Genomic DNA, 20,522 nt, shown 5'->3' with positions numbered 1-20,522 from the left:
AAGAATTGCGATATTTTTATTTCTCTCCTCCGTTAATAAGGTCAAGTGAGACATGTTCAATGAGCTCACCATCCTTCGGCAAGTATGGAACAAGCTCCAGTATCTTCTCTATTGTTTCAATTCGGGCTTTAGTCTTCTTATTTGCTTTGATAATGTGCCAGGGTGCCAATTCTGTGTTGGTCTTTTCAAACATAGCCGATTTGTATTCGGTGTATTTATCCCAAAGGCGAAGAGCATCCCGATCTACAGGGCTGAATTTCCATTTCTTAACAGGACTCAATTTAATATCTTCAAAACGCCTGGCCTGTTCATCCTTAGTAATTGAAAAATAGAACTTGATAAGGATGATACCCGATTCGATGATCATCCGTTCGAACTCATTCACCTGGTTCATGAAGGTCCTGTACTGTTGATCCGTACAGAAATCGTTCACAGGCTCTACAACAGCTCGGTTATACCAACTTCGGTCGAAGAAAACGATCTTACCCTTTTGCGGAAGCTTGTTTATATAGCGCTGGAAGTACCACTGACTTTCTTCTTCTTCGGTTGGCTTCGGAAGGGCTACAATACTGAACTCCCTGGGATTTAGGTACTGAGTGATCCTTCGGATGGCACCACCCTTACCCGCGGCATCTCTTCCTTCAAATACAACCACAACCTTCTTGTCATTGTCTGATACCCATTGCTGAAGTTTGATCAATTCCTCCTGAAGCGATTTCAGCCTGGCTTCATACTTTAAGTATTTCACAGCTTTCGCCACTGAGTGCCCTTCGGTAAGTATCAGTTGTTTGATCCCTTTCTTTGAATTGAGGAGCTTTCGCTCTTTGGATGATAGTTTGTAAGCCATTAGAATTCTGAGTGTTTGATCATTCTGTGATAACGTTGTACTATGTTAGGATCCGGGAACAAGGTCGCTCCGGAATCTCCTTTTCCTTTATAATCGAACTTGGACAGTACATAGCGGATGCTTTCAAGACGAGCCTCTTTCTTATTATTCGTCTTGATGATCATCCATGGGCAGAATGAGGTGTGTGTTTTACTGAACATCTGGTCCTTGTAGAAGGTGTAATCGTCCCATTTTTGTTGTCCCACCCTATCTACAGGGCTGAATTTCCACTGCTTTAGTGGGTTTTCAAGACGTGCGTTGAATCGTCGCTGTTGTTCTTCCTTGGAAATAGAAAACCAGAATTTGACGATATCCACTCCATCTTCGTACAACATATGTTCGAATTCAGGAACCTGCACCATAAATTTATCGTACTCTTCATCATTACAAAACCCCATTACGGGTTCTACTACAGCCCGGTTATACCAGCTTCGGTCGAAGAACACGATCTCTCCCGGATCCGGTAATACCTTTATGTATCTTCTGAAATACCACTGACCTTTTTCAACTGCTGTTGGCTTTGTAAGTGCAACCACGCGCATTGAACGCGGATTTAAGTGTTCTGTAAAACGACGAATAGCGCCTCCTTTCCCAGCGGCATCACGGCCTTCAAAAATTACACAGACCCTTCGGCCTTCTTTTGTGACCCATTTCTGAAAATCAACCAACTCCGCCTGGAGTTTAAGCAGATCTTCCTCATAATAAACAGAACTCATCACATCGCTGTAGAGTTCTTCGGGTAATTTTGATTTTAAAACAGTAAGTAATGTTTTCCGGTCGGAAACATTTTTGAAATCATTTAGTACAAGCATAGGCGCAACGTTAATTTACAAATGTCACGACTTCAAATAGATCAAAATATGATATTAGTCAGTTCCGCCAATTTCTGAAACGGATGCACTTTCAGCCTTAATATGCGGATTCAAATCCTTAACCACGGCCTTATTCAGAAAATAACCAGTGAGGATAGTGGAAAGGACATCGGCTATGGGAAAGGCGATCCAAACACCAAAAACGCCGATAAAAGGAGGTAAAATTAGAAGCAAAGGAATAAGGAAAAATCCTTGTTTTGTAAGACTTAACAGTAAAGCCGGGATGGCTTTACCGATGGCCTGGAAATAAGAAGCCCCGATAAGCTGAACCACAATTACCGGTGTTGCGGCAAATACCCATCGCAGAGCAGAGGGCGTCCTTCGAAGGATCTCCTGGTTGTTTTCCAGTGTGGCAGCGTCAAGGGAATCGGAATTGCTAATAAAAATTGAAACGATCTCAGCGGGAAAGATCATGATGATAGTAAAAATAATCAGAGCGAATACTCCAGAAGCCTTTATCGAGGTATTGATAGATTCTCGTACCCTTGCGAATTTCTTCGCCCCATAATTATAACCTGCGATGGGCAGGAATCCCTGGTTCACACCAATCACCGGGAAAAGCGCGAACATAAGCATCCTGCTGATTATACCATAGGCTGCAATGTCCAGCGAATCACCATAACGAATCAATATATTATTAAGTAACACTGTTAATACCGCTATTGTTCCCTGCCTGGCCAACGTTACAAAGCTCAGGGCATTGATCTCATTCACGATCTTTCGCTGCAGGAAGAAGGATTCGAATTTCAACCGTAATTCACTTTTTACAAGGAAGAACCAGGAGATAAAGACAAAGCAAACGGCATAACTGATAAAGGTCGCCCAGGCAGCACCTGCCATTCCCATGTCGAATACCTTAATTAGTATCCAGTCCATAAAGATGTTACCGATAGCGGGTAACATCATCGCATACATGGCGAATTTGGGTTTTCCTTCGGCACGGATCACATTGTTCCCCATCATACACATGGCCAGCATCACGATTCCGTAGAGAACAATTCTGTAGTAGGTAAGAGCTAGATCCCGGAAGGAATCATCGGCTCCAAAGAAATCTATGAGTTGATACTGAAATACCAGTCCCAGTATAGCCAGGATTCCAGAAGTGAAAAATGTAATTGTGGTTTGATTCCCGAATACCCTAAGTGCCTTTTCATTGTCTCCTGCACCCAATGCCCGTGACAAGACTGAGCTTCCGCCTATACCCACCGCGAGACCAATGGCTCCTATAAAGAAGGTAACCGGTATTACTACGGTAATTGCAGAGATAGCCAGCGGACCGATCCATCTTCCAACGAAAATGGTGTCCACGATCATATTGAGTGACATGACCAGGATACCGATGGAGGCCGGAACCGCCTGCTGCAACAGCAGCTTGCTTATGGGCTTACTTCCCAGTTCGGCCGATCGGTTTCGGGATGCCATTTATGCGATGGCTTTTTTGATATCGACTACGGTCCATCGCTCTATCCAATTGGCTAGCAACGAGGCAAAGTCGTCTCTGTCGTTCAAACAGGGAATTGTGGTGAATTCTTCTCCTCCTACCTCGTGGAAGATCTCTTCTCCCTCCATAGCGATTTCTTCCAGGGTTTCCAGGCAATCGCTTACGAAGGCAGGAGTAACTATGGCCATCTTTTTAACACCTTCCTTACCCATACGTTCGATGGTCCTGTCGGTGTAAGGCTGTAACCATGGATCGAAGCCTAGCCTCGACTGAAAGGTAGTTGTATAGGTTCCTTCCTTGAGTTGTAGTTCCTCGGCTACCAGTCTGGTAGTTTCGAAACACTGGTGGCGGTAGCAATACTGATGTGCCGGCGACTTGGTCATGCAACATTGCCCATCGATCTTACAATGGGATTTGGTAACATCACTTTTGCGAATATGTCGTTCTGGCACTCCGTGATAACTAAAGAGGAGATGCTCATAATCTGTTTGTTCCAGTACTTCGGAAATGCTCTGAGAGAGTACCTTTATATAGTCTTGTTTGTTGTAAAACGGTGGAAACGAGGTAATCTCCAATTGTGGGAAGAATTCCTTCCGAAGTTCATCCACTTTTACTTCGATGGTTTCGGTAGTTGCCATGGCGAACTGAGGATACAACGGCACCAACAGGATATCATTCACTCCCTGATCCACTAATTCCTGAAGTCCGTTCTTCAAGGTCATACTGCCGTATCGCATAGCAAGTGCAACGGGAATATTGAGTTTTTGCTGTACTTTCTTCTGAAGTCGTTCAGAAATAACAATAAGCGGTGAACCTTCTTCCCACCAGATCTTGCTGTAGGCTTCGGCCGATTTTTTAGGACGGGTATTGAGAATGATCCCTCTTACTAATAGCGTTCGTGCCCATTTAGGGACATCGATCACCCTGGGGTCCATTAAAAACTCATCCAGATATTTCTTTACATCTTTAGGATCGGTGCTATCCGGTGAACCTAAATTTACTAGGAGAACTCCTTTCATGTGTGTTAAATTTCAACACAAAAATACCTCAATATGAATAACAACAATGGGCTTTAGGAGTAGATTAACGTTATCATTCCATAAATAAAACCAACGACATCTTTATTCAAAGTGGAATAAAACAATATGTTGATGGAATGTCGGCAGGAATTGGCCATTTTAAAGGGTAGGGATATTTCAATCCTTAAGGGAGTTAGGCTTTTACCTTATATCAAGGAGCTTTGAGCTAAGGGCTATTTTAGTCTTAACCTTTTCCAGTTGCAAATAACGTTTTGCATAATACCCAGACAAATGGCTGCGTAATTAAGGGTTTAATCGAAACTTTTTTTCGTGTTTGGTTCTGGTGCATTTACCATTTCTCTTATCTCGCTTATATCTACTATTAAATAATTGAAAAGGGACTTTCGTCCCTATAATATCAACTAATATAACTCAACATATCAGCATTTTAACGTACATGCTAAAGTTGAATTAAATATTTGTTAATTCGTTAAGATAAGAATGTAATTAAACCTTTTACAAATTTAAATGCCTTTTTGTCATGCAATAGATACATTTAAATCGTATATAGTTATTAGTGTCTTAACCAAAAAAGATTAAAGTCCGTCGACGCCATTAGCATTGGCGCGTAGTGTGCTAAGATGTTTCATATTCGATTGTTTAATTTTAAGTGTTAATTAGAGCAAAAGTAAGTTGTTAAAACTTATAACAATTCCTAAATATATAAAAAATTAATTCATTAGTTAAGAAAACAAATCTTATGCCGTTTTATTGTCCTCGATCCATATTTTACATATTTTCTCATAATACATCCAACTATCGGGATATTCTTTCTGCCTAAAATCTATATAATTCTTTAGAACCAAATAATAACTAACAAATAGCGATTTAAAAGTCTTTTTAACAATATCCAAATCAATATGTTTGGTTTCAATCATAGTAGAAATAGTTTCGAAATAATTTAAGGTTTGAACAAGGTAGCTTCTGTCCTTCTGATTTTTCTTTAAATACTCGGCAAAATCTTGAATTTTAGTAATATCATTTAATTCTTTCTCTCGAGCCGGAGTTATCAATAAATTACGAACCTCATTAACACATTCTCTCATTTCAGGACTTGTCCATTGTGATAGAATATCGTAGGTATATTTTGCTCTTTGAAGATCCAGGTTTTTATTCTGTGTGTTAATCTGATATTCCAAGCTGAATGCATGATAAAACAAAGTCATCGTTGCACTCACTCCAGCGACATAGATAATTACCTCCCTAACACCGAAATAAATATCGTAATAGTCTAAAGAAGCAAACAGTACAATTCCACCTATAATCATTAGAATTACTCCTAACCAAACATATTTTATTCTGTATTTAATATTTAACTCGTGTTTCATAATGAGAATTTTTATCTAATGTATACATTAAATTCTCCTAGTCAAAATCTTATAGGTAACAAGAGGAATTATTTTCCGCCATTAGAAAGTCCCATCACATACTTTTTGGGAGTCGTTCCGTATTTTTTCTTGAATGCAGAAATAAAATGACTGGCCGTACTATAGCCCACTTTCAGGCCTACTTCATTCACGTTATGTGATCCGGTGGCCAGCAATTGACGGGCGAGTTCCATTTTGTGATCAAACAGGAAGCTGTAAACAGTATCCCCATAGATCTGCTTGAATCCTTCTTTCAGTCGATTTATTGGTAACTGAACCTCATCTGCCAGTTGTTGAAGCGATGGTGGTTCTGCCATTCGCTTGAGAATGATCTCCTTTGCCCTTCGGATCTTCGCTACATTATCCTCATCCACCAGAAACGGGCACTGTTCAATATTCCCATCAGAAGGCCGATTGAAATACAGGCTCAGCAATTCATACGCTTTCGCCTTAAAATAGAGCGGTTTTACCGTAGGATGTAGGTTGTAGTTCAGCAATTGATTGATTACAATAGCCATAGACGGATTTATAGGGGCATCCTTATAATACTTGCGATCCTTGTTTTCCTCACTCAGAAAAGTGATATAATCGGCATCACGAGAAAACAAGGCGTGAAAACTCTTTATAGGAATTAATAGTGACAGAACCCAAGACCTCGGACTAACAGCCACCTCAATGGGCAGATCCCTTTGAGGATTGTACAATAACAGGGATGTTGATTCAGTAATCGGTAAACGGTAATTTCCATTGTTGAAACTGAATGAAGCAGACCCTTTTACACAAAAATGGAACTGTATATAACTGGAACTCACCTCTCTCTTAAACAGATTGTTATCATCAGTATCATTAGTGAATTTCAGTATAAATATTTCCGAATCTAATGAAATTTCATCGTAAATACTTTGAGCGACATTTTCCAACATGACATTCCTCAGAAATTAAAGTTATTATTTAGAACTATTCTAGATAACAACGCATAACAGACGTTGTGAGATGCCGAAATTAGGCGAATTTGATGATAAATGTCAATTTTTAGCACTAATTAACAGGTTTCGACATATTTGATGCCTCTGGCGTTATTTTTTGATTTTATGAGACTTTATTTTTGCACCTCAGGTATGAATTCTAACGGTAAATCGTTTACAAATCCTCAGGGAGCATTGCATTTCTATGCAATCGGGTTGAGCTACCAAAAAGCCGACGCCGAAACTCGGGGTCATTTTAGTTTGACTGAAGAAGCTAATATTCAGCTACTTGAACAAGCAAGAAAGCAGGGAATTACTTCTTTAAGTGCCCTCTCAACCTGCAATCGCACCGAACTTTACGGATTTGCCTCTTCACCCGAGGTACTCATCGAACTCCTTTGCCAATTCACAAATGGTACAGCTGAAGAATTTGAAACCGTAGCCTATGTTTATCGGGAAAAAGAAGCGGTATCACATCTTTTTAAAGTCGCAACAGGACTTGATAGCCAGATACTAGGTGATTTCGAGATCATTAGTCAGTTGAGAAAAGGATTCAGATTGTCTAAAAAAATGGGCATTCTCAACGCATATATGGAGCGGCTGGCCAACGCGGTGATCCAGGCAAGTAAAAGGATCAAGAATGAAACCGAACTTTCTTCAGGTGCAACTTCCGTGAGTTTTGCAGCGGTTCAGTATATAATGGCACGTGTTCCTTATGTTTCTGAAAAGGATATTTTACTCTTCGGAATTGGTAAAATTGGTCGAAACACCTGTGAAAACCTCATAAAACATACCCAAAACAAACATATCACGCTTATAAATCGCACCAAACCGAAAGCCGAAGAAATGGCCGGGAAATTCAACCTGGTTGTTAAGGATTATTCGGAAATTGAATCGGAAATAGCGCACAGTGATGTTCTAATTGTCGCTACGGGAGCTCAAAACCCTACGATAAATAAAGATCTGCTTCACCTGAAACAACCGCTGCTTATTCTAGACCTGTCCATTCCGAAGAACGTCTCACCCGATGTGACGGAAAACGAAATGGTTACCCTGGTACACCTGGACGAGCTGGTAAAAGTGACTGATAGTACTCTGGAACACAGGCAATCACAAGTCCCAATGGCAGAAAAGATCATTGAGATAATCGAGGAAGAATTTAATACCTGGGCTGAAAACAGAAAGTTTGCCCCCACCCTTAAAGCGCTTAAGCTAAAACTTGCCGAGATCAAGGAAGGAGAGATCGATAACCAAAGGAAGAAATTTTCCGATTTTAACGAGGAACAAGCCAGCGTTGTTACCGATCGGGTTATCCAAAAGATCACTACCCAATTTGCGAATCACCTTAAAAACAGCGACGCCCCTACTTCAGAAAGCATTGAACTGATTAAGCAAGTTTTTAAACTACCAACCCAATAGGTGTGAGCAAAATCATAAGAATCGGGACGAGGGACAGTACCCTGGCCCTTTGGCAGGCCAACACGGTGAAATCAGCTTTAGAAAAGCTGGGATACCAAGCGGAACTAGTTCCCGTGAAATCCACCGGTGATCTCATCCTAAATCAACCCCTATATGAATTAGGTATTACGGGCATTTTTACCAAGACCCTTGATATTGCTATGCTAAACGGAGAGGTGGATATTGCCGTTCACAGCATGAAAGATGTCCCAACCCTCCTACCCAAAGGCATAGTACAAACCGCCGTACTGGAAAGGGCATCTTCTGAAGACATACTGATTCACAAGGGGGAATTTCATCCCGATGGGTCCTGCACCATTGCCACCGGTAGTCTGCGCAGAAAGGCTCAATGGCTCAATCGTTATCCAGATCACAAAGTGGTTGGGTTGCGCGGGAATGTAAATACCCGACTGCAGAAACTATCCGATAACAATTGGCAAGGTGCTATTTTCGCAAGAGCCGGCCTGGAGAGGATCAATGTATTGCCGGACGAATTCGAATCGCTGCACTGGATGGTACCCGCGCCTGCTCAAGGGGCTATGGTAGTTGTAGCATTGGAAACTGATGATTTTAGCAGGGAAGTCACTGAAAAACTTAACCACGAGGAATCGGCTATCTGTACAGGTGTCGAGCGTGAATTCCTCAATGTTCTGGAAGGCGGTTGTACGGCCCCTATTGGCGCCCTGGCAACGATCTCGGACGACACCGTTCATTTCCAAGGGACACTACTTTCCCTCGACGGTAAGCAAAAGCTTGATGTTAAGAAGAGTATTTCACTAGGTGAGCATTTGGACTTAGGAAAGTCGAGCGCGATTGAATTATTGAATGAGGGCGGGAAGGAATTAATGGAGGAGATACGGAAAGCGCAGTGAAAAGATTACTATCCACAAAACAATTGAACCTTGCACAAAAGGAATTGCTGCTCAATGCCGGATGTTCATTCGTGGACTACAATGCCATCGAAATTATTCCACTTAAATTTGACTTTCCAAACAAGATTGATAATGCGATCTTCACCAGCGGAAATGCAGTCGATATAGTGTTCGAAAACAAGCCTGAAAATCTTCAAATTAAAAAGACCTACTGCGTTGGCCCCAAAACAGCCACAAAATTGACTGAATTTGGTCAAAATGTGGTAAAAACGGCCAAAAATGCTTCAGAATTAGCTGATTTTATTGATAAAACGTTCGAAAATGAAGATTTTTATTTTTTCAGCGGAACCCTTCGTAAGAGCGATTTACCAGATCGCCTAAATTCGTCAAAAAATCAACTTTTTGAGCTAAAAACATATAAAACTGAGTTAAAAACAAGGAGTTTTAACCAAATATTTGATGGAATCCTGTTTTTCAGCCCTAGTGGAGTTGATAGTTTTACACAACAAAATAAAACTGGGAGTGCAGCTGTTATTTGCATAGGTGAAACCACTGCTTCCGAGGCCCGAAAATATACTCCCAACGTGCACGTTGCCAATCAAACTACTATAGAAAGTGTGATTGCCAAAGCAGTAAAAATTTTGAGAACTAATGATTAAGAACGATTTATTTCTGAAGGCCCTGCGAGGAGAGAGTGTTGAGCGCCCTCCGGTATGGATGATGCGACAAGCTGGGCGCTATTTGCCGGAATTTATGGAGATCAAAGCGAAGTACGATTTCTTTACTCGTTGTCAGACCCCGGAATTGGCCAGTGAGATCACTGTTCAACCCATTCGCAGATACGGTATGGATGCTGCTATCCTTTTCAGCGACATACTTGTTATCCCCCAGGCCATGAACATTCATGTGGAAATGAAACCCGGTGTAGGGCCTTGGCTACCGGACCCAATCCGTTCGGAAAAAGACATGGACAAGGTTATCATCCCGGATATTCAGGATTCCCTTGGCTATGTGATGGATGCCATTAAAATGACCAAGGAAAAATTAAACGATGAGATCCCGCTTATCGGTTTTGCCGGAAGTCCGTGGACTATCTTATGCTACTGTGTAGAAGGCCAGGGCTCCAAAAACTTTGCTAAGGCCAAGGAGTTATGTTTTACAGATCCAAAGGTGGCGCATGATCTACTCCGGCGAATAACGGACACGACCATTGCTTATCTCAAGGAAAAAGTAAAGGCAGGCGTTAATGCAGTACAGGTGTTCGACAGCTGGGGAGGGATGTTGTCTCCGGAGGATTACCAGGAATTCAGCTGGAAATATATTCAGCAGATCATTGATGCCCTGAAGGACGAAACTCATGTAATTGCTTTCGGAAAAGGATGCTGGTTTGCGTTGGATACCATGGCGAAAAGCGGGGCCTCAGCATTGGGCGTGGACTGGACCTGTTCTCCCGGGAATGCAAGATACCTGACCGGCGGACAAATAACTTTACAGGGAAATTTCGATCCATCGCGCTTATTTAGTCCTCCTTCAGAAATAAAACGAATGGTGAAGCAGATGATAGATGAATTTGGTAAAGACCGATATATTGTAAATTTAGGTCATGGAATTTTACCCAATGTACCTGTAGAGAATGCAGCTGCATTTATAGAAGCGGTGAAATCGTATCGAACGGACTAACAATGAATATCTGGAGACGTATTCGACAAATGAGCATCCCACAACTCTTTCGTTTTGGGCTTCTCTTTGTAACGAATCCGTTCTTGATCGCACCTACCATACGAGCATCGAAATATACCGTTAAAATTTGCGATGCGCGGTTTGGGAAAATGGCCCATCACGGCAACGGAAAGGCCAATGCTTTTCGCCATGCACTTTGGAACTTTGAAATTTGCCGTTTTTGCCAAAAATGGCTTAAAAATGACAGAAAATCATCTAAATGGGCTAAAAAAGTCACAGATTTATATGAAAAAGTGACAAAAAACGAACCATTGGATGTTGCCATGGATTTGCATAATAACAGAATTGGGAGGGAACAGTTTTTAGTTGGTTTTTCTGAAAATATGATGGAAAACGTCGAAAAATTGCTGAAAATGACCGAAAATGCCATAAATATTGCAAGAATTGAAGAAATTTCAGCTGATGAGGATCAGTTAGTGTATATTTCAGAATAATGTTTAAAAATATAATTCGAGGACTACGAGCCTACAGTGGAACTTTTAAGCTAATAAGCGACCTGGGGTTGTGGAAATATTTCGGTGTTCCCATCCTAATTAGTGTGGTCATTGCTGTGCTAGTTGGTTTTGGCGCTTATGGCCTTTCTGACAATATTGGAGGATTCATCGCAAAAGCCTGGGTTTGGGAATGGGGGTCGGAGACTTTCAGAGCGATTAGTGACTTTATAGGTGGGCTTATCATCGTCGCCCTTGGTCTCATTCTATATAAACATATTGTCCTCGCGTTAAGCGCACCCTTTATGAGTCCTGTTTCAGAAAAGATCGAGGCACACATAACTGGTATTACACCCGAACACCGGAATACGTCCTTTATGGCTCAGCTCTGGCGAGGCATAAAAGTAAATGGAAGAAACCTCATCATGGAGATCTTTCTTTCAATACCAATTTTTATACTTGGCTTCATCCCTGTGATTGGCTTTTTATCCGGTTTCCTCCTGTTTTTCGTACAATCCTATTACGCAGGCTTCGGAAATATGGACTATACATTGGAACGACATCTTGGTTATACAAAAAGTGTCCGGTTTGTGAGTGATCACCGCGGAATTGCCATCGGTAACGGTATGGTTTTCATGCTGATGTTGCTAATACCTGTTATTGGTATTATCCTGGTCCTTCCACTATCGGTAACCGCCGCAACAACCGAGACCGTTAAGATCTTAAACCCTTCAGAAGAAAAATGAAAGAGCAGTTTGTAACTTATATACGCGACCTTCAGAACACTATCACCTCAGCACTCGAGGACATAGACGGAAAAGCCACTTTCAAAGAAGATCTTTGGGAGCGCCCCGAAGGTGGTGGTGGAAGAACACGGGTAATCCAGGAGGGAAATGTATTTGAGAAAGGCGGTGTGAACATCAGTGAAGTACACGGAAAACTGCCAGAGAGTATGCAACAGTATTTCGGTGTAAGTGACGCCGATTTCTTCGCCTGTGGGTTAAGCCTGGTGATCCATCCTGTAAATCCATTTGTCCCAACGGTGCATGCCAACTGGCGTTATTTCGAACTATACGATTCTGAAGGAAACATCGCTACTCAGTGGTTTGGCGGAGGGCAGGATCTAACTCCCTATTATCTTTTCGAGGAAGATGCAGTTCATTTTCATACGGTATGCAAGAATGCCTGTGACAGTCACGATTCGGAATTTTACCCCAAATTCAAAAAACGATGTGATGAATACTTCCACAATTCGCACCGAAACGAAGCCAGGGGAATCGGAGGGCTTTTCTTCGATTATTTAAAGCCTGTTGATGACATGTCCCTGGCGCGCTGGTATGATTTTATTACTGAAGTAGGCGACAGCTTTCTCGAAGCCTATGTTCCCATAGTAAACCGCAGAAAGGACCTTCTATACGAGCAAAATCATCGCGACTGGCAGGAAATACGGCGAGGGCGCTATGTGGAATTCAACCTGGTGCACGATAAAGGGACCCTGTTTGGGTTGAGAACCAATGGAAGGATTGAGAGTATTCTTATGAGTTTGCCTCCTCATGTGCAATGGCGTTATGATTTTCAGCCTGAGCCGGGAAGTGAGGAAGAAAAATTGGAAAATGTTTTGAAAAATCCCAGGAATTGGGTTTAAAGGTTAAACTATGTATCCATTAAGACGAAACCGAAGATTAAGAACTTCCGAATCCATTCGGAGTTTGGTGAGAGAAACCCTGATCGCGCCAGATGATTTCCTGGTCCCGCTTTTTGTGGTTGAAGGAAAAGGCGTAAAAGAGGAGATTTCTTCCATGCCGGGATATTTCCGCTACAGCCTGGATTTACTTACTTCGGAAGTAAACGAGCTGTGGTCACTGGGTTTGAAAGGAGTGCTGCTGTTTGTGAAAGTTCCGGATGAACTGAAAGACAACTCGGGAAAGGAAGCCCTCAATCCCGAAGGTTTGATGCAGCGAGCAATTCGAACCGTGAAAGAAACGGCTCCGGAGATGGTAGTTATGACGGATGTCGCCCTCGATCCCTATTCCAGTTTTGGACATGACGGTATCGTTTCCGAAGGAAAAATACTAAACGACGACACCAATGCCGTACTTGCCGAAATGGCCTTAAGCCACGCAAAAGCAGGCGCCGATTTTGTCGCTCCCAGCGACATGATGGACGGAAGGATCTTTGAAATCCGAACCCTACTCGAAGATGAAGGCTTTCACGATACCGGGATCATGAGTTACAGTGCCAAATACGCTTCGGCATTTTATGGCCCATTTCGAGACGCGCTGGACTCGGCACCCGGTTTTGGAGACAAAAAGACCTATCAGATGGACCCTGCCAATCGGGATGAAGCAATTCGGGAAACCCTAATGGATATAAACGAAGGAGCCGATATCGTTATGGTGAAACCCGGACTGTGTTACCTTGATATCGTACGTGATATTCGCAACAGTGTGGATGTTCCCGTAGCTGTGTACCAGGTGAGTGGGGAATACGCCATGCTGAAAGCCGCTGCTGAAAAGGGATGGTTAGACCACGATGCTGTAATGATGGAACAGATCACAGCTATCAAGAGGGCAGGCGCTCATATTATCGCGAGTTATTTCGCTAAAGATGTAGTTAAAATGCTATCCTAATTAATAAATTATGATATGAAAAGAACCTTCTTTATATTTTTGTGTATCCTTATGTGTGGAACTCATCTGAATGCCCAGCAAGAAACCCCAAAAGGGGCTTTCCTCGAAAAATGGGAGAATTCCAAAAACTACCTGCTTGAAGTGATCAAGGCCATGCCGGAAGAAGACTTCGGGTTTAAACCTACCGAGAGACAAATGTCGTTTGAAGAGCAACTTTTGCACATTCAAAAAAACATCGAATGGTTAACGAATAGTTATTTTCAGGAAAAGGACGCGCCAGTTACTGCAACAGATGGAACAAAAGAGGCATTGATCAGATCATTAACTCAATCATTCGAAAATACCAGCGAAGTAATCGCAAATACTACGGAGGAAGAGTTGGCTGAAACCGTTTCTTTTTTCGCTGGTCCTAAAAGCCGACTTCAAATTTTGAATCTATTGCAAGATCATCTCACTCATCACCGGGGCCAGTTAATAGTTTACCTGAATCTCAAGGGAATTGAGCCCCCTTCATACGTAGGTTGGTAATTTCCAAGTAATAATGAACCATCATTTTTCAGTATTGTCTTAACTTGCAATAAATTTCGCGTGCATGACTCTGCTCATTCTTTATGCCTTTCTCGCTATTCTGTTTTCCTTCCTGTGTTCCATCCTGGAAGCGGCATTGCTGAGCTTTACACCCACCTTTCTTCGCCTCAAAGACCAGGAAGGTAAAGGGTATGCGCAAACGCTAACGCAACTCAAGAAAGACATTGATCAACCTTTGATCGCTATTCTTACCATCAACACCATCGCTCATACGGTAGGTGCTATTCTCGTTGGTGTTGAAGCTGAAAAGCTTCCGTATAAAGTGGAGATCCTCGGGTTCAATATAGTGGGGGTCGTATCTGCAATAATGACCTTGCTGGTACTTATTGTTTCTGAAATCATTCCGAAGACGATTGGAGCGACTTACTGGAAAAAACTAGGTGCCTTTACGGCTATAACCCTTAGGGTCATCATCTTTCCCCTGAAGTATACAGGCATTTTATGGCTGCTGATGCTTACCACTAAATTGATTGGGAAATCGGCCCATGTTACTTCTATGAGCCGTGAGGAGTTTATAGCTATAACCGATGCGGCGGAGCAGGAAGGTGTTTTCGAAGAAAGCGAAAGTGTGGTGATCAAAAACCTTCTTGTCTTTAAGTCGGTACAGGCAAAAGACATCATGACCCCATTCCCTGTTGTTATAATGGAAGACGAACAAACCTCGCTCCAGGAATTCTATGAAGGGCATCAGAAATTGCGGTTTTCCCGAATTCCTATTTATCGGGAAAAATCACACAATATCACCGGGTTTGTTCTTAAAGATGATCTGCTGGAAGAGATTGTTCAGGAAAGAGGTAATAAGGTATTAGCCGATATTCGTCGCGATATTTTTGTAGTTGAAGACGAGAAACCAATCCCCGAAGTATTTGACCAGTTTATCAAGCAACGAGGGCATATCGCTCTGGTGGTGGACGACTTCGGAAATACCATTGGTATCGTGACCATGGAAGATATTATTGAAACCTTGCTCGGCCTGGAGATCATGGACGAAAGTGACGCCATTGAGGACATGCAGAAACAAGCTCGCAGGAATTGGGAGCGCCGCGCAAAACGCATGGGTATCGATCTTACGGATAAGACCCAGAATCAGGAGCCGTCAGAGGATTGATCTTCACTTCTGTGTTTTCTTTTCAGAATTACTACTGAAAATAAGTAAATTCGTAAACATGGAACAATATGCCATGGAAACGCCACTTGGAATGCTACGAATCACCGGTGATCTCGAGGGTATTTCCGAAGTTTCCTTTGTAGATGATCCTATGGTAAGTTCCGAAGAAATCCCTAAGTCACTAAAGCCTGTCGTAGCGCAACTCCGGGAATATTTCAGTAAGGTCAGAACCGATTTCGAACTGAAATTGAACCCAAATGGCACTGATTTTCAGAAAAGAGTGTGGAAAACATTGGGTGAAGTGAGATTTGGCAGAACAAAATCTTACCAAGAGATCGCTAATGAACTTGGAGATCCAAAAGTGATACGGGCTGCGGCTTCCGCTAATGGAAAAAACCCTATAGCCATCATAATACCACGCCACAGAGTTGTTGGCAGCGATGGCTCGTTAACTGGCTATGCCGGAGGCCTGCATCGTAAAAAGTGGTTGCTGGAACATGAGAGTCCGGTTAAACAAACCCAATTATTCTAAAATAACAATATGAAATATCTGAAAAAATTCCTCAAAGTCCTGGTAGTCCTGGTTGTTCTGCTGGTAGCAACACTCTACATCACAGACACAGATTACTTACTGAAAGCAGTGAGAACCATTTACCTCAACGGTCATACTACCGCTTTCCTGGACGATTATAATTATTTCGACAATAGTACAATCGAATCCGGCAAACACGATGAATGGCCCCTGCACAAAGAGTACAATAGCGTAGAAGAAACATCAGAATTGAAAAAAGTCAATGCTGAACTAGGCACTATCGCCTACATGATCATCAAGAACGATAGTGTTTGGTACGAGAATTATTACGATGGGTATGATGCAGATAGTAAAACCAATTCTTTCTCCATGGTAAAAAGCATGGTCTCAGGAATGATGGGCAAAGCGATCTCACAGGGCTATATCAGAGGGCTTGATCAGCCGGTAGGTGACTTTTTCCCTGAATTCAGCGAAGGGATAGCGGCGAAAATGACCGTGGGAGACCTATCTTCTATGGCCTCCGGAACCAATTGGGATGAAAGATATTATTCCCCGTTTTCCATTACGACACGTGCCTATTTTGACGACGATCTGAACAAGGTGATCCTCGGACTCAAAGTAGTGGAGGAGCCGGGGCAAAAGTTCAAATACGCCAGTGGAGACACACAGTTACTAGCCATGGTAATTGAAAAGGCTACGGGGATGACCCTTAGTGAATACCTTAGTGCATCCTTCTGGAAACCACTGGGCGCGAAAGCCGATGCCCCCTGGCAGGTAGACAGCGAAGACAACGGAATGGTAAAAGCCTATTGTTGTGTTGCGGGAAACGCCCGAGATTTCGCGCGTTTCGGGAAGTTGTATAAGGATCACGGAAAATGGCGGGGCAAACAAGTGCTGGATTCGGCTTTTGTGGACCTGTCTGTGCGACCTCGATTCCCTGAGAGTCCGCAGTACGGGTATGGCTGGTGGTTGTATGATAGCCCGGATGGAAAATCCTTTTTTATGATGCGTGGCCACCTGGGCCAGTATGTCATTGTAAATCCTGAGGACAATGTCATCATTGTTCGTCTTGGACATTCCAAGAGTCCGGATGCAGGGGTAGGAAAATTCACCGAGGATATTGGGATCTATATCGAAGAGGGGTACAAGATGTTGAACGGGAGTTCCTGATATTTTTGTACTTTTAAGATGACTCCCCAATAATTCAATGATCCTATGTTGAATAGAATAAATCCTGAACACATACTGTTCCTGGATATAGAAACCGTACCCCAGTTTGAGCATTACGACCAACTTGACCCTTTAGCCCAGGATTTGTGGGAGCAAAAGACCCAATACCAGCGAAAGGACGAATTCACACCAAAGGAATTCTACGACCGTGCCGGTATTTGGGCTGAATTTGGTAAGATTATTTGTATCTCCGCCGGGTTTTTTAATCTGAAAGGCGATCAACAGAACTTCAGGGTGACCAGTTTTCATGGTGATGAAGACGTCATTCTTAAGGAATTCAAGAATTTACTGGAGACTCACTTCAATCGTCCGCATCACCTCCTTTGTGCCCATAATGGTAAGGAATTCGATTTCCCTTATATCGCCAGGCGAATGATCATTCACGGTATACCACTACCCAATAAGCTGAATTTATTCGGGAAAAAACCCTGGGAGGTTCCTCATCTGGATACCATGGAATTGTGGAAATTCGGGGACTACAAGACTTTCACTTCCCTAAAACTAATGGCTCATATTTTAGGTATTCCCTCACCCAAGGACGACATAGACGGAAGCCAGGTACGGGATGTCTATTATGATGAAGCGGATATCGATCGAATCATTAAGTACTGTGAAAAGGACACAGTTACTGTGGCTCAGATCTTTCTTCGTTTGCGAAATGACCCCCTGCTTGAAGAAGATGAGGTCGTTTCGGTTTAGCTGTATTGTTTTTTGTAGCTTTACAGTCGATCAAAAACTGATGATATGAAGACTTTCAAACATAAACTTGGTCTATTAGGCCTGATCTGTACTACAATGTTGTTCATTCTGGTAGCTTCCTGTAGGGAAGACGCAAAAAAGGGTTCCGCCGATGGGAATAAAGTAGACATAACCCCTGTAAGTGAAAAGATGACCAAAACTCCGGCAACTGAGACATCAGAGACATCTGAAGCTATTGCCAAGAATCCGGCTCATGGCCAACCTGGCCACCGATGTGATATTCCGGTAGGTGCACCCTTGAATTCCCCTCCGGCAAACACAAATTCGGCTACGCCATTGAACACTAATTCAGGAGCTGCTAACCCGAAGATAAATCCACCGCATGGCCAACCAGGGCATCGTTGCGATGTGAAAGTTGGCGATCCTCTTTAGTAATAGAAGATAATTTAAGTTTAAAATAAAAAAAGCCTCCTGTTATCAGGAGGCTTTTAGCTTGAGTGTTTCTATTCAACAATGAAATATCCTTTCAGTCTATCCTCTCCGGATTGCAGCTCAATTAAATAAGCTGCTGCACTTAATTGGGATACATCAATCGATTCTATGAAATTGCCCGATAATACTACCTGGCCATACATATTATAGATTTTATATGAGTCTATTTTTCCAGTAAATCCAACATTCAGCACACCCTGACGAACCGGATTAGGATAAAGAGTGAATTCCTTGATCTCCGAAACGGTGGTTGCAGATGTTTGCTCAATCGGTGTTGTTACTGGAGCCATCGACATAGAACCGGTTATGGAGAAGTTATCAATCGCAACATCTGCTCTCCAAGTACCTCCGGTAAGCCTGTTGAATCTAAGTTGTACTCCACCTCCTACGTAACTGGAAATATCCAAACTTACGCCGTTCCATTGATCTCCCTGATTGACGGTTTGACTCCAAATACTGGTCCACAAAGTGCCATTATCGGTACTTATTTCAAGGGAAATAATTCCCATATCTGTAGTGCCAAACATATGATAATCAAAGTTAACAGTTGCAGAATTAAAGGTGCTGAGGTCAATACACGGTGAATTCAGAATTGCTCTTTTATCCGGATAGCCCGTTCCATTTCCGGACGCTTCGACATACACATAGAATGATCCGTCTGATGCGCCTAATGGCCCAGTATTATTGGAAGGTGTGCCATTTGAGATCCTTGTCCAGTCAAGGTCATCATTAGTAGATTGGGTCCAATCCCCAAAAGAACTTTCATAGCTTTCAGAATACGGAAGGGCTAATCCCGCCGAACAGCCACTATTTAACTCATTCAGTAGTTGAAGATTATCAACTGCAATATCGGCCTGCCAAGTCCCACCAGTCAGTCGATTAAAACGCAGTTGAACACCACCGCCAAGATATGCGGATAGATCGACAAAAACATCTTGCCAGGAGTTTCCTTGGTTACCCGTCTGACTCCACAGCGTGTTCCATGTAACTCCATCATCTCCACTTGCTTCAAGTGCTAATGAACCCATATCGGTAGATCCGAACATATGATAATTAAAACTGAATATTGCAATGCTTTCGCTGGACAGATCAAAACACGGAGATGTAATAATAGCTCTCTTATTCGGATAACCGGTTCCGTTACCTGACGCCTCAACGTAAATGTAAACGCTTCCATCAATTGCTGCCGAAGGGCCTGTGTTATTAGAGGGTGTTCCCGCACTGTCTCTTAGCCAATCCAAGTCATCATTGGATGACTGTGTCCATCCGCCAAAGGATCCCTCAAAACTCTCGTTATAAGGATAAGCTGAGATACCTCCAGTGCATCCGGTTGCTTCATCGAGGGTGGTAACATTGGCGATATTGCTCGGGGAAGACTGATTCCCAGCCATATCCCTAGCCACAACTGAAAACGCATAACTCGTTGAAGGAGTCAAGCCTGAAACAGTAAAATTTGTATTGCCGGTTGAGCCAATTACAGCCGCCCCTTCATATACATCGTACGCAGCTACGCCTACATTATCCGTAGAAGCAGTCCAGCTCAGATCAGTAGTGGTCTGAGTAGTATTAGAAGCCGTAAGATTTGTTGGAGCACTTGGAGCTATTGTATCACTCATGGTAGTAACATCCAGTGGCGCACTAGGTACCGATAAATTTCCAGCAGCATCCTTGGCCACTATCGTGAAGGTATATAATGTCGCCATACTTAGCCCGGAAACATTAAAGGTCGTTCCTGCCGTAGATCCTAACAAATTGACACCTTCGTAAACTTCATATCCGGTTACTCCTACATTATCGGTCGAAGCCGTCCAGGACAGGTCGAGACTCGTCATGGTGACATTTGATGCCGAAAGATTGGTAGGAGAGGTAGGTGCCTCTGTGTCCGGTGGATCCAGAGTGGTCACGTTTGCCGCATTACTCGCGGCAGATGTGTTACCAGCCGCATCCCTGGCAACCACGGTAAAGGAGTATGAAGTCGCCGCGGTGAGCCCCGTAACATTAAAACTAGTTGTGGCGGTTGTGCCGATAAGTGTTACGCCTTCATAAACGTCATATCCCGTTACACCTACATTATCCGTAGAGGCTGTCCAGCTCAGATCAGTGGTGGTCTGGGTAGTATTGGAAGCCGTAAG

At 42.8% G+C, this 20,522-nt stretch carries 21 protein-coding genes; 14 read left to right on the top strand and 7 right to left on the bottom strand.

The genetic code is table 11. From position 1 onward, the window contains the following. Positions 1 to 16 precede the first annotated feature (16 nt). The 6 genes from ppk2 (J1N09_RS00105) to J1N09_RS00080 all read right to left on the bottom strand — a co-directional run bounded on the left by ppk2 (J1N09_RS00105) (position 17) and on the right by J1N09_RS00080 (position 6,568). The gene (gene ppk2, locus J1N09_RS00105) at positions 17 to 847 is read right to left on the bottom strand and encodes a polyphosphate kinase 2 (RefSeq protein ID WP_265197346.1); all 831 of its coding nucleotides are present in this window, start codon (positions 845 to 847) and stop codon (positions 17 to 19) included. Next, on the bottom strand, positions 847 to 1,698 hold the full coding sequence (gene ppk2 / locus J1N09_RS00100) for a polyphosphate kinase 2 (protein WP_265197345.1): 852 nt from the start codon (positions 1,696 to 1,698) through the stop codon (positions 847 to 849). The genes ppk2 (J1N09_RS00105) and ppk2 (J1N09_RS00100) overlap by 1 nt, the downstream gene beginning before the upstream one ends. A gap of 54 nt (positions 1,699 to 1,752) precedes the next feature. Then, the gene (locus J1N09_RS00095) at positions 1,753 to 3,180 is read right to left on the bottom strand and encodes an MATE family efflux transporter (protein WP_265197344.1); all 1,428 of its coding nucleotides are present in this window, start codon (positions 3,178 to 3,180) and stop codon (positions 1,753 to 1,755) included. Further along, positions 3,181 to 4,218: a ferrochelatase gene (hemH, locus tag J1N09_RS00090; RefSeq protein WP_265197343.1), complete on the bottom strand. Its 1,038-nt coding sequence runs from the start codon at positions 4,216 to 4,218 to the stop codon at positions 3,181 to 3,183. It abuts the gene before it with no gap. Between the two features lie 758 nt (positions 4,219 to 4,976). After that, positions 4,977 to 5,606: a DUF4760 domain-containing protein gene (locus tag J1N09_RS00085; RefSeq protein WP_265197342.1), complete on the bottom strand. Its 630-nt coding sequence runs from the start codon at positions 5,604 to 5,606 to the stop codon at positions 4,977 to 4,979. Positions 5,607 to 5,674: 68 nt separating this feature from the next. Further along, positions 5,675 to 6,568 (bottom strand): helix-turn-helix transcriptional regulator, encoded by an 894-nt coding sequence (locus J1N09_RS00080; RefSeq protein WP_265197341.1) that lies wholly within the window; start codon positions 6,566 to 6,568, stop codon positions 5,675 to 5,677. Positions 6,569 to 6,763: 195 nt separating this feature from the next. On the opposite strand from J1N09_RS00080, the gene hemA reads away from it, so the two are divergent. The 14 genes from hemA to J1N09_RS00010 all read left to right on the top strand — a co-directional run bounded on the left by hemA (position 6,764) and on the right by J1N09_RS00010 (position 18,330). Beyond that, a complete protein-coding gene (hemA, locus tag J1N09_RS00075) occupies positions 6,764 to 8,029 on the top strand; it encodes a glutamyl-tRNA reductase (RefSeq protein ID WP_265198094.1) in 1,266 nt (421 codons plus the stop codon). Between the two features lie 2 nt (positions 8,030 to 8,031). Next, on the top strand, positions 8,032 to 8,940 hold the full coding sequence (gene hemC / locus J1N09_RS00070) for a hydroxymethylbilane synthase (protein ID WP_265197340.1): 909 nt from the start codon (positions 8,032 to 8,034) through the stop codon (positions 8,938 to 8,940). Continuing rightward, complete coding sequence (locus J1N09_RS00065; RefSeq protein ID WP_265197339.1) at positions 8,937 to 9,599, top strand: uroporphyrinogen-III synthase; 663 nt, start codon at positions 8,937 to 8,939, stop codon at positions 9,597 to 9,599. The genes hemC and J1N09_RS00065 overlap by 4 nt, the downstream gene beginning before the upstream one ends. Further along, positions 9,592 to 10,620, top strand: coding sequence for a uroporphyrinogen decarboxylase (gene hemE, locus J1N09_RS00060; RefSeq protein WP_265197338.1), 1,029 nt, complete (start codon positions 9,592 to 9,594; stop codon positions 10,618 to 10,620). The genes J1N09_RS00065 and hemE overlap by 8 nt, the downstream gene beginning before the upstream one ends. A 2-nt stretch (positions 10,621 to 10,622) precedes the next feature. After that, complete coding sequence (locus J1N09_RS00055) at positions 10,623 to 11,114, top strand: DUF6973 domain-containing protein (RefSeq protein WP_265197337.1); 492 nt, start codon at positions 10,623 to 10,625, stop codon at positions 11,112 to 11,114. Further along, the gene (locus tag J1N09_RS00050; RefSeq protein WP_265197336.1) at positions 11,114 to 11,857 is read left to right on the top strand and encodes an EI24 domain-containing protein; all 744 of its coding nucleotides are present in this window, start codon (positions 11,114 to 11,116) and stop codon (positions 11,855 to 11,857) included. The genes J1N09_RS00055 and J1N09_RS00050 overlap by 1 nt, the downstream gene beginning before the upstream one ends. Further along, complete coding sequence (hemF, locus tag J1N09_RS00045; RefSeq protein ID WP_265197335.1) at positions 11,854 to 12,756, top strand: oxygen-dependent coproporphyrinogen oxidase; 903 nt, start codon at positions 11,854 to 11,856, stop codon at positions 12,754 to 12,756. The genes J1N09_RS00050 and hemF overlap by 4 nt, the downstream gene beginning before the upstream one ends. A gap of 10 nt (positions 12,757 to 12,766) precedes the next feature. Continuing rightward, a complete protein-coding gene (gene hemB, locus J1N09_RS00040) occupies positions 12,767 to 13,741 on the top strand; it encodes a porphobilinogen synthase (protein WP_265197334.1) in 975 nt (324 codons plus the stop codon). Between the two features lie 15 nt (positions 13,742 to 13,756). Beyond that, a complete protein-coding gene (locus tag J1N09_RS00035) occupies positions 13,757 to 14,269 on the top strand; it encodes a DinB family protein (protein ID WP_265197333.1) in 513 nt (170 codons plus the stop codon). Between the two features lie 64 nt (positions 14,270 to 14,333). Beyond that, entirely contained in the window at positions 14,334 to 15,437 is a 1,104-nt protein-coding gene (locus J1N09_RS00030; protein ID WP_265197332.1) for a CNNM domain-containing protein, read from the top strand. A gap of 58 nt (positions 15,438 to 15,495) precedes the next feature. Beyond that, positions 15,496 to 15,969 (top strand): methylated-DNA--[protein]-cysteine S-methyltransferase, encoded by a 474-nt coding sequence (locus J1N09_RS00025; RefSeq protein WP_265197331.1) that lies wholly within the window; start codon positions 15,496 to 15,498, stop codon positions 15,967 to 15,969. A gap of 9 nt (positions 15,970 to 15,978) precedes the next feature. After that, complete coding sequence (locus J1N09_RS00020; protein ID WP_265197330.1) at positions 15,979 to 17,139, top strand: serine hydrolase domain-containing protein; 1,161 nt, start codon at positions 15,979 to 15,981, stop codon at positions 17,137 to 17,139. Positions 17,140 to 17,184: 45 nt separating this feature from the next. Continuing rightward, a complete protein-coding gene (locus J1N09_RS00015; protein WP_265197328.1) occupies positions 17,185 to 17,898 on the top strand; it encodes a 3'-5' exonuclease in 714 nt (237 codons plus the stop codon). Positions 17,899 to 17,943: 45 nt separating this feature from the next. Then, complete coding sequence (locus J1N09_RS00010; RefSeq protein ID WP_265197327.1) at positions 17,944 to 18,330, top strand: hypothetical protein; 387 nt, start codon at positions 17,944 to 17,946, stop codon at positions 18,328 to 18,330. A gap of 71 nt (positions 18,331 to 18,401) precedes the next feature. On the opposite strand, the gene J1N09_RS00005 is transcribed toward J1N09_RS00010, so the two are convergent. Beyond that, a partial coding sequence (locus J1N09_RS00005) for a fibronectin type III domain-containing protein (RefSeq protein ID WP_265197326.1) occupies positions 18,402 to 20,522 on the bottom strand: 2,121 nt, incomplete at its 5' end.

The sequence above is a fragment of the Aureitalea sp. L0-47 genome (genome assembly GCF_026126405.1).
In the GTDB taxonomy this organism is placed as follows: Bacteria; Bacteroidota; Bacteroidia; order Flavobacteriales; family Flavobacteriaceae; genus Pukyongia.
The sequence above is the reverse complement of the archived record's forward strand: the minus strand, read 5'-3'. Positions and strand labels throughout refer to the sequence as shown.

What these genes read in the sequence shown, in the direction of transcription:
- ppk2 (WP_265197346.1), bottom strand. Translation starts at nt 847, where the DNA reads ATGGCTTACAAACTATCATCCAAAGAGCGAAAGCTCCTCAATTCAAAG.
- ppk2 (WP_265197345.1), bottom strand. Translation starts at nt 1,698, where the DNA reads ATGCTTGTACTAAATGATTTCAAAAATGTTTCCGACCGGAAAACATTA.
- J1N09_RS00095 (WP_265197344.1), bottom strand. Translation starts at nt 3,180, where the DNA reads ATGGCATCCCGAAACCGATCGGCCGAACTGGGAAGTAAGCCCATAAGC.
- hemH (WP_265197343.1), bottom strand. Translation starts at nt 4,218, where the DNA reads ATGAAAGGAGTTCTCCTAGTAAATTTAGGTTCACCGGATAGCACCGAT.
- J1N09_RS00085 (WP_265197342.1), bottom strand. Translation starts at nt 5,606, where the DNA reads ATGAAACACGAGTTAAATATTAAATACAGAATAAAATATGTTTGGTTA.
- J1N09_RS00080 (WP_265197341.1), bottom strand. Translation starts at nt 6,568, where the DNA reads ATGTTGGAAAATGTCGCTCAAAGTATTTACGATGAAATTTCATTAGAT.
- hemA (WP_265198094.1), top strand. Translation starts at nt 6,764, where the DNA reads ATGAATTCTAACGGTAAATCGTTTACAAATCCTCAGGGAGCATTGCAT.
- hemE (WP_265197338.1), top strand. Translation starts at nt 9,592, where the DNA reads ATGATTAAGAACGATTTATTTCTGAAGGCCCTGCGAGGAGAGAGTGTT.
- J1N09_RS00055 (WP_265197337.1), top strand. Translation starts at nt 10,623, where the DNA reads ATGAATATCTGGAGACGTATTCGACAAATGAGCATCCCACAACTCTTT.
- J1N09_RS00050 (WP_265197336.1), top strand. Translation starts at nt 11,114, where the DNA reads ATGTTTAAAAATATAATTCGAGGACTACGAGCCTACAGTGGAACTTTT.
- hemF (WP_265197335.1), top strand. Translation starts at nt 11,854, where the DNA reads ATGAAAGAGCAGTTTGTAACTTATATACGCGACCTTCAGAACACTATC.
- hemB (WP_265197334.1), top strand. Translation starts at nt 12,767, where the DNA reads ATGTATCCATTAAGACGAAACCGAAGATTAAGAACTTCCGAATCCATT.
- J1N09_RS00035 (WP_265197333.1), top strand. Translation starts at nt 13,757, where the DNA reads ATGAAAAGAACCTTCTTTATATTTTTGTGTATCCTTATGTGTGGAACT.
- J1N09_RS00030 (WP_265197332.1), top strand. Translation starts at nt 14,334, where the DNA reads ATGACTCTGCTCATTCTTTATGCCTTTCTCGCTATTCTGTTTTCCTTC.
- J1N09_RS00025 (WP_265197331.1), top strand. Translation starts at nt 15,496, where the DNA reads ATGGAACAATATGCCATGGAAACGCCACTTGGAATGCTACGAATCACC.
- J1N09_RS00020 (WP_265197330.1), top strand. Translation starts at nt 15,979, where the DNA reads ATGAAATATCTGAAAAAATTCCTCAAAGTCCTGGTAGTCCTGGTTGTT.
- J1N09_RS00015 (WP_265197328.1), top strand. Translation starts at nt 17,185, where the DNA reads ATGTTGAATAGAATAAATCCTGAACACATACTGTTCCTGGATATAGAA.
- J1N09_RS00010 (WP_265197327.1), top strand. Translation starts at nt 17,944, where the DNA reads ATGAAGACTTTCAAACATAAACTTGGTCTATTAGGCCTGATCTGTACT.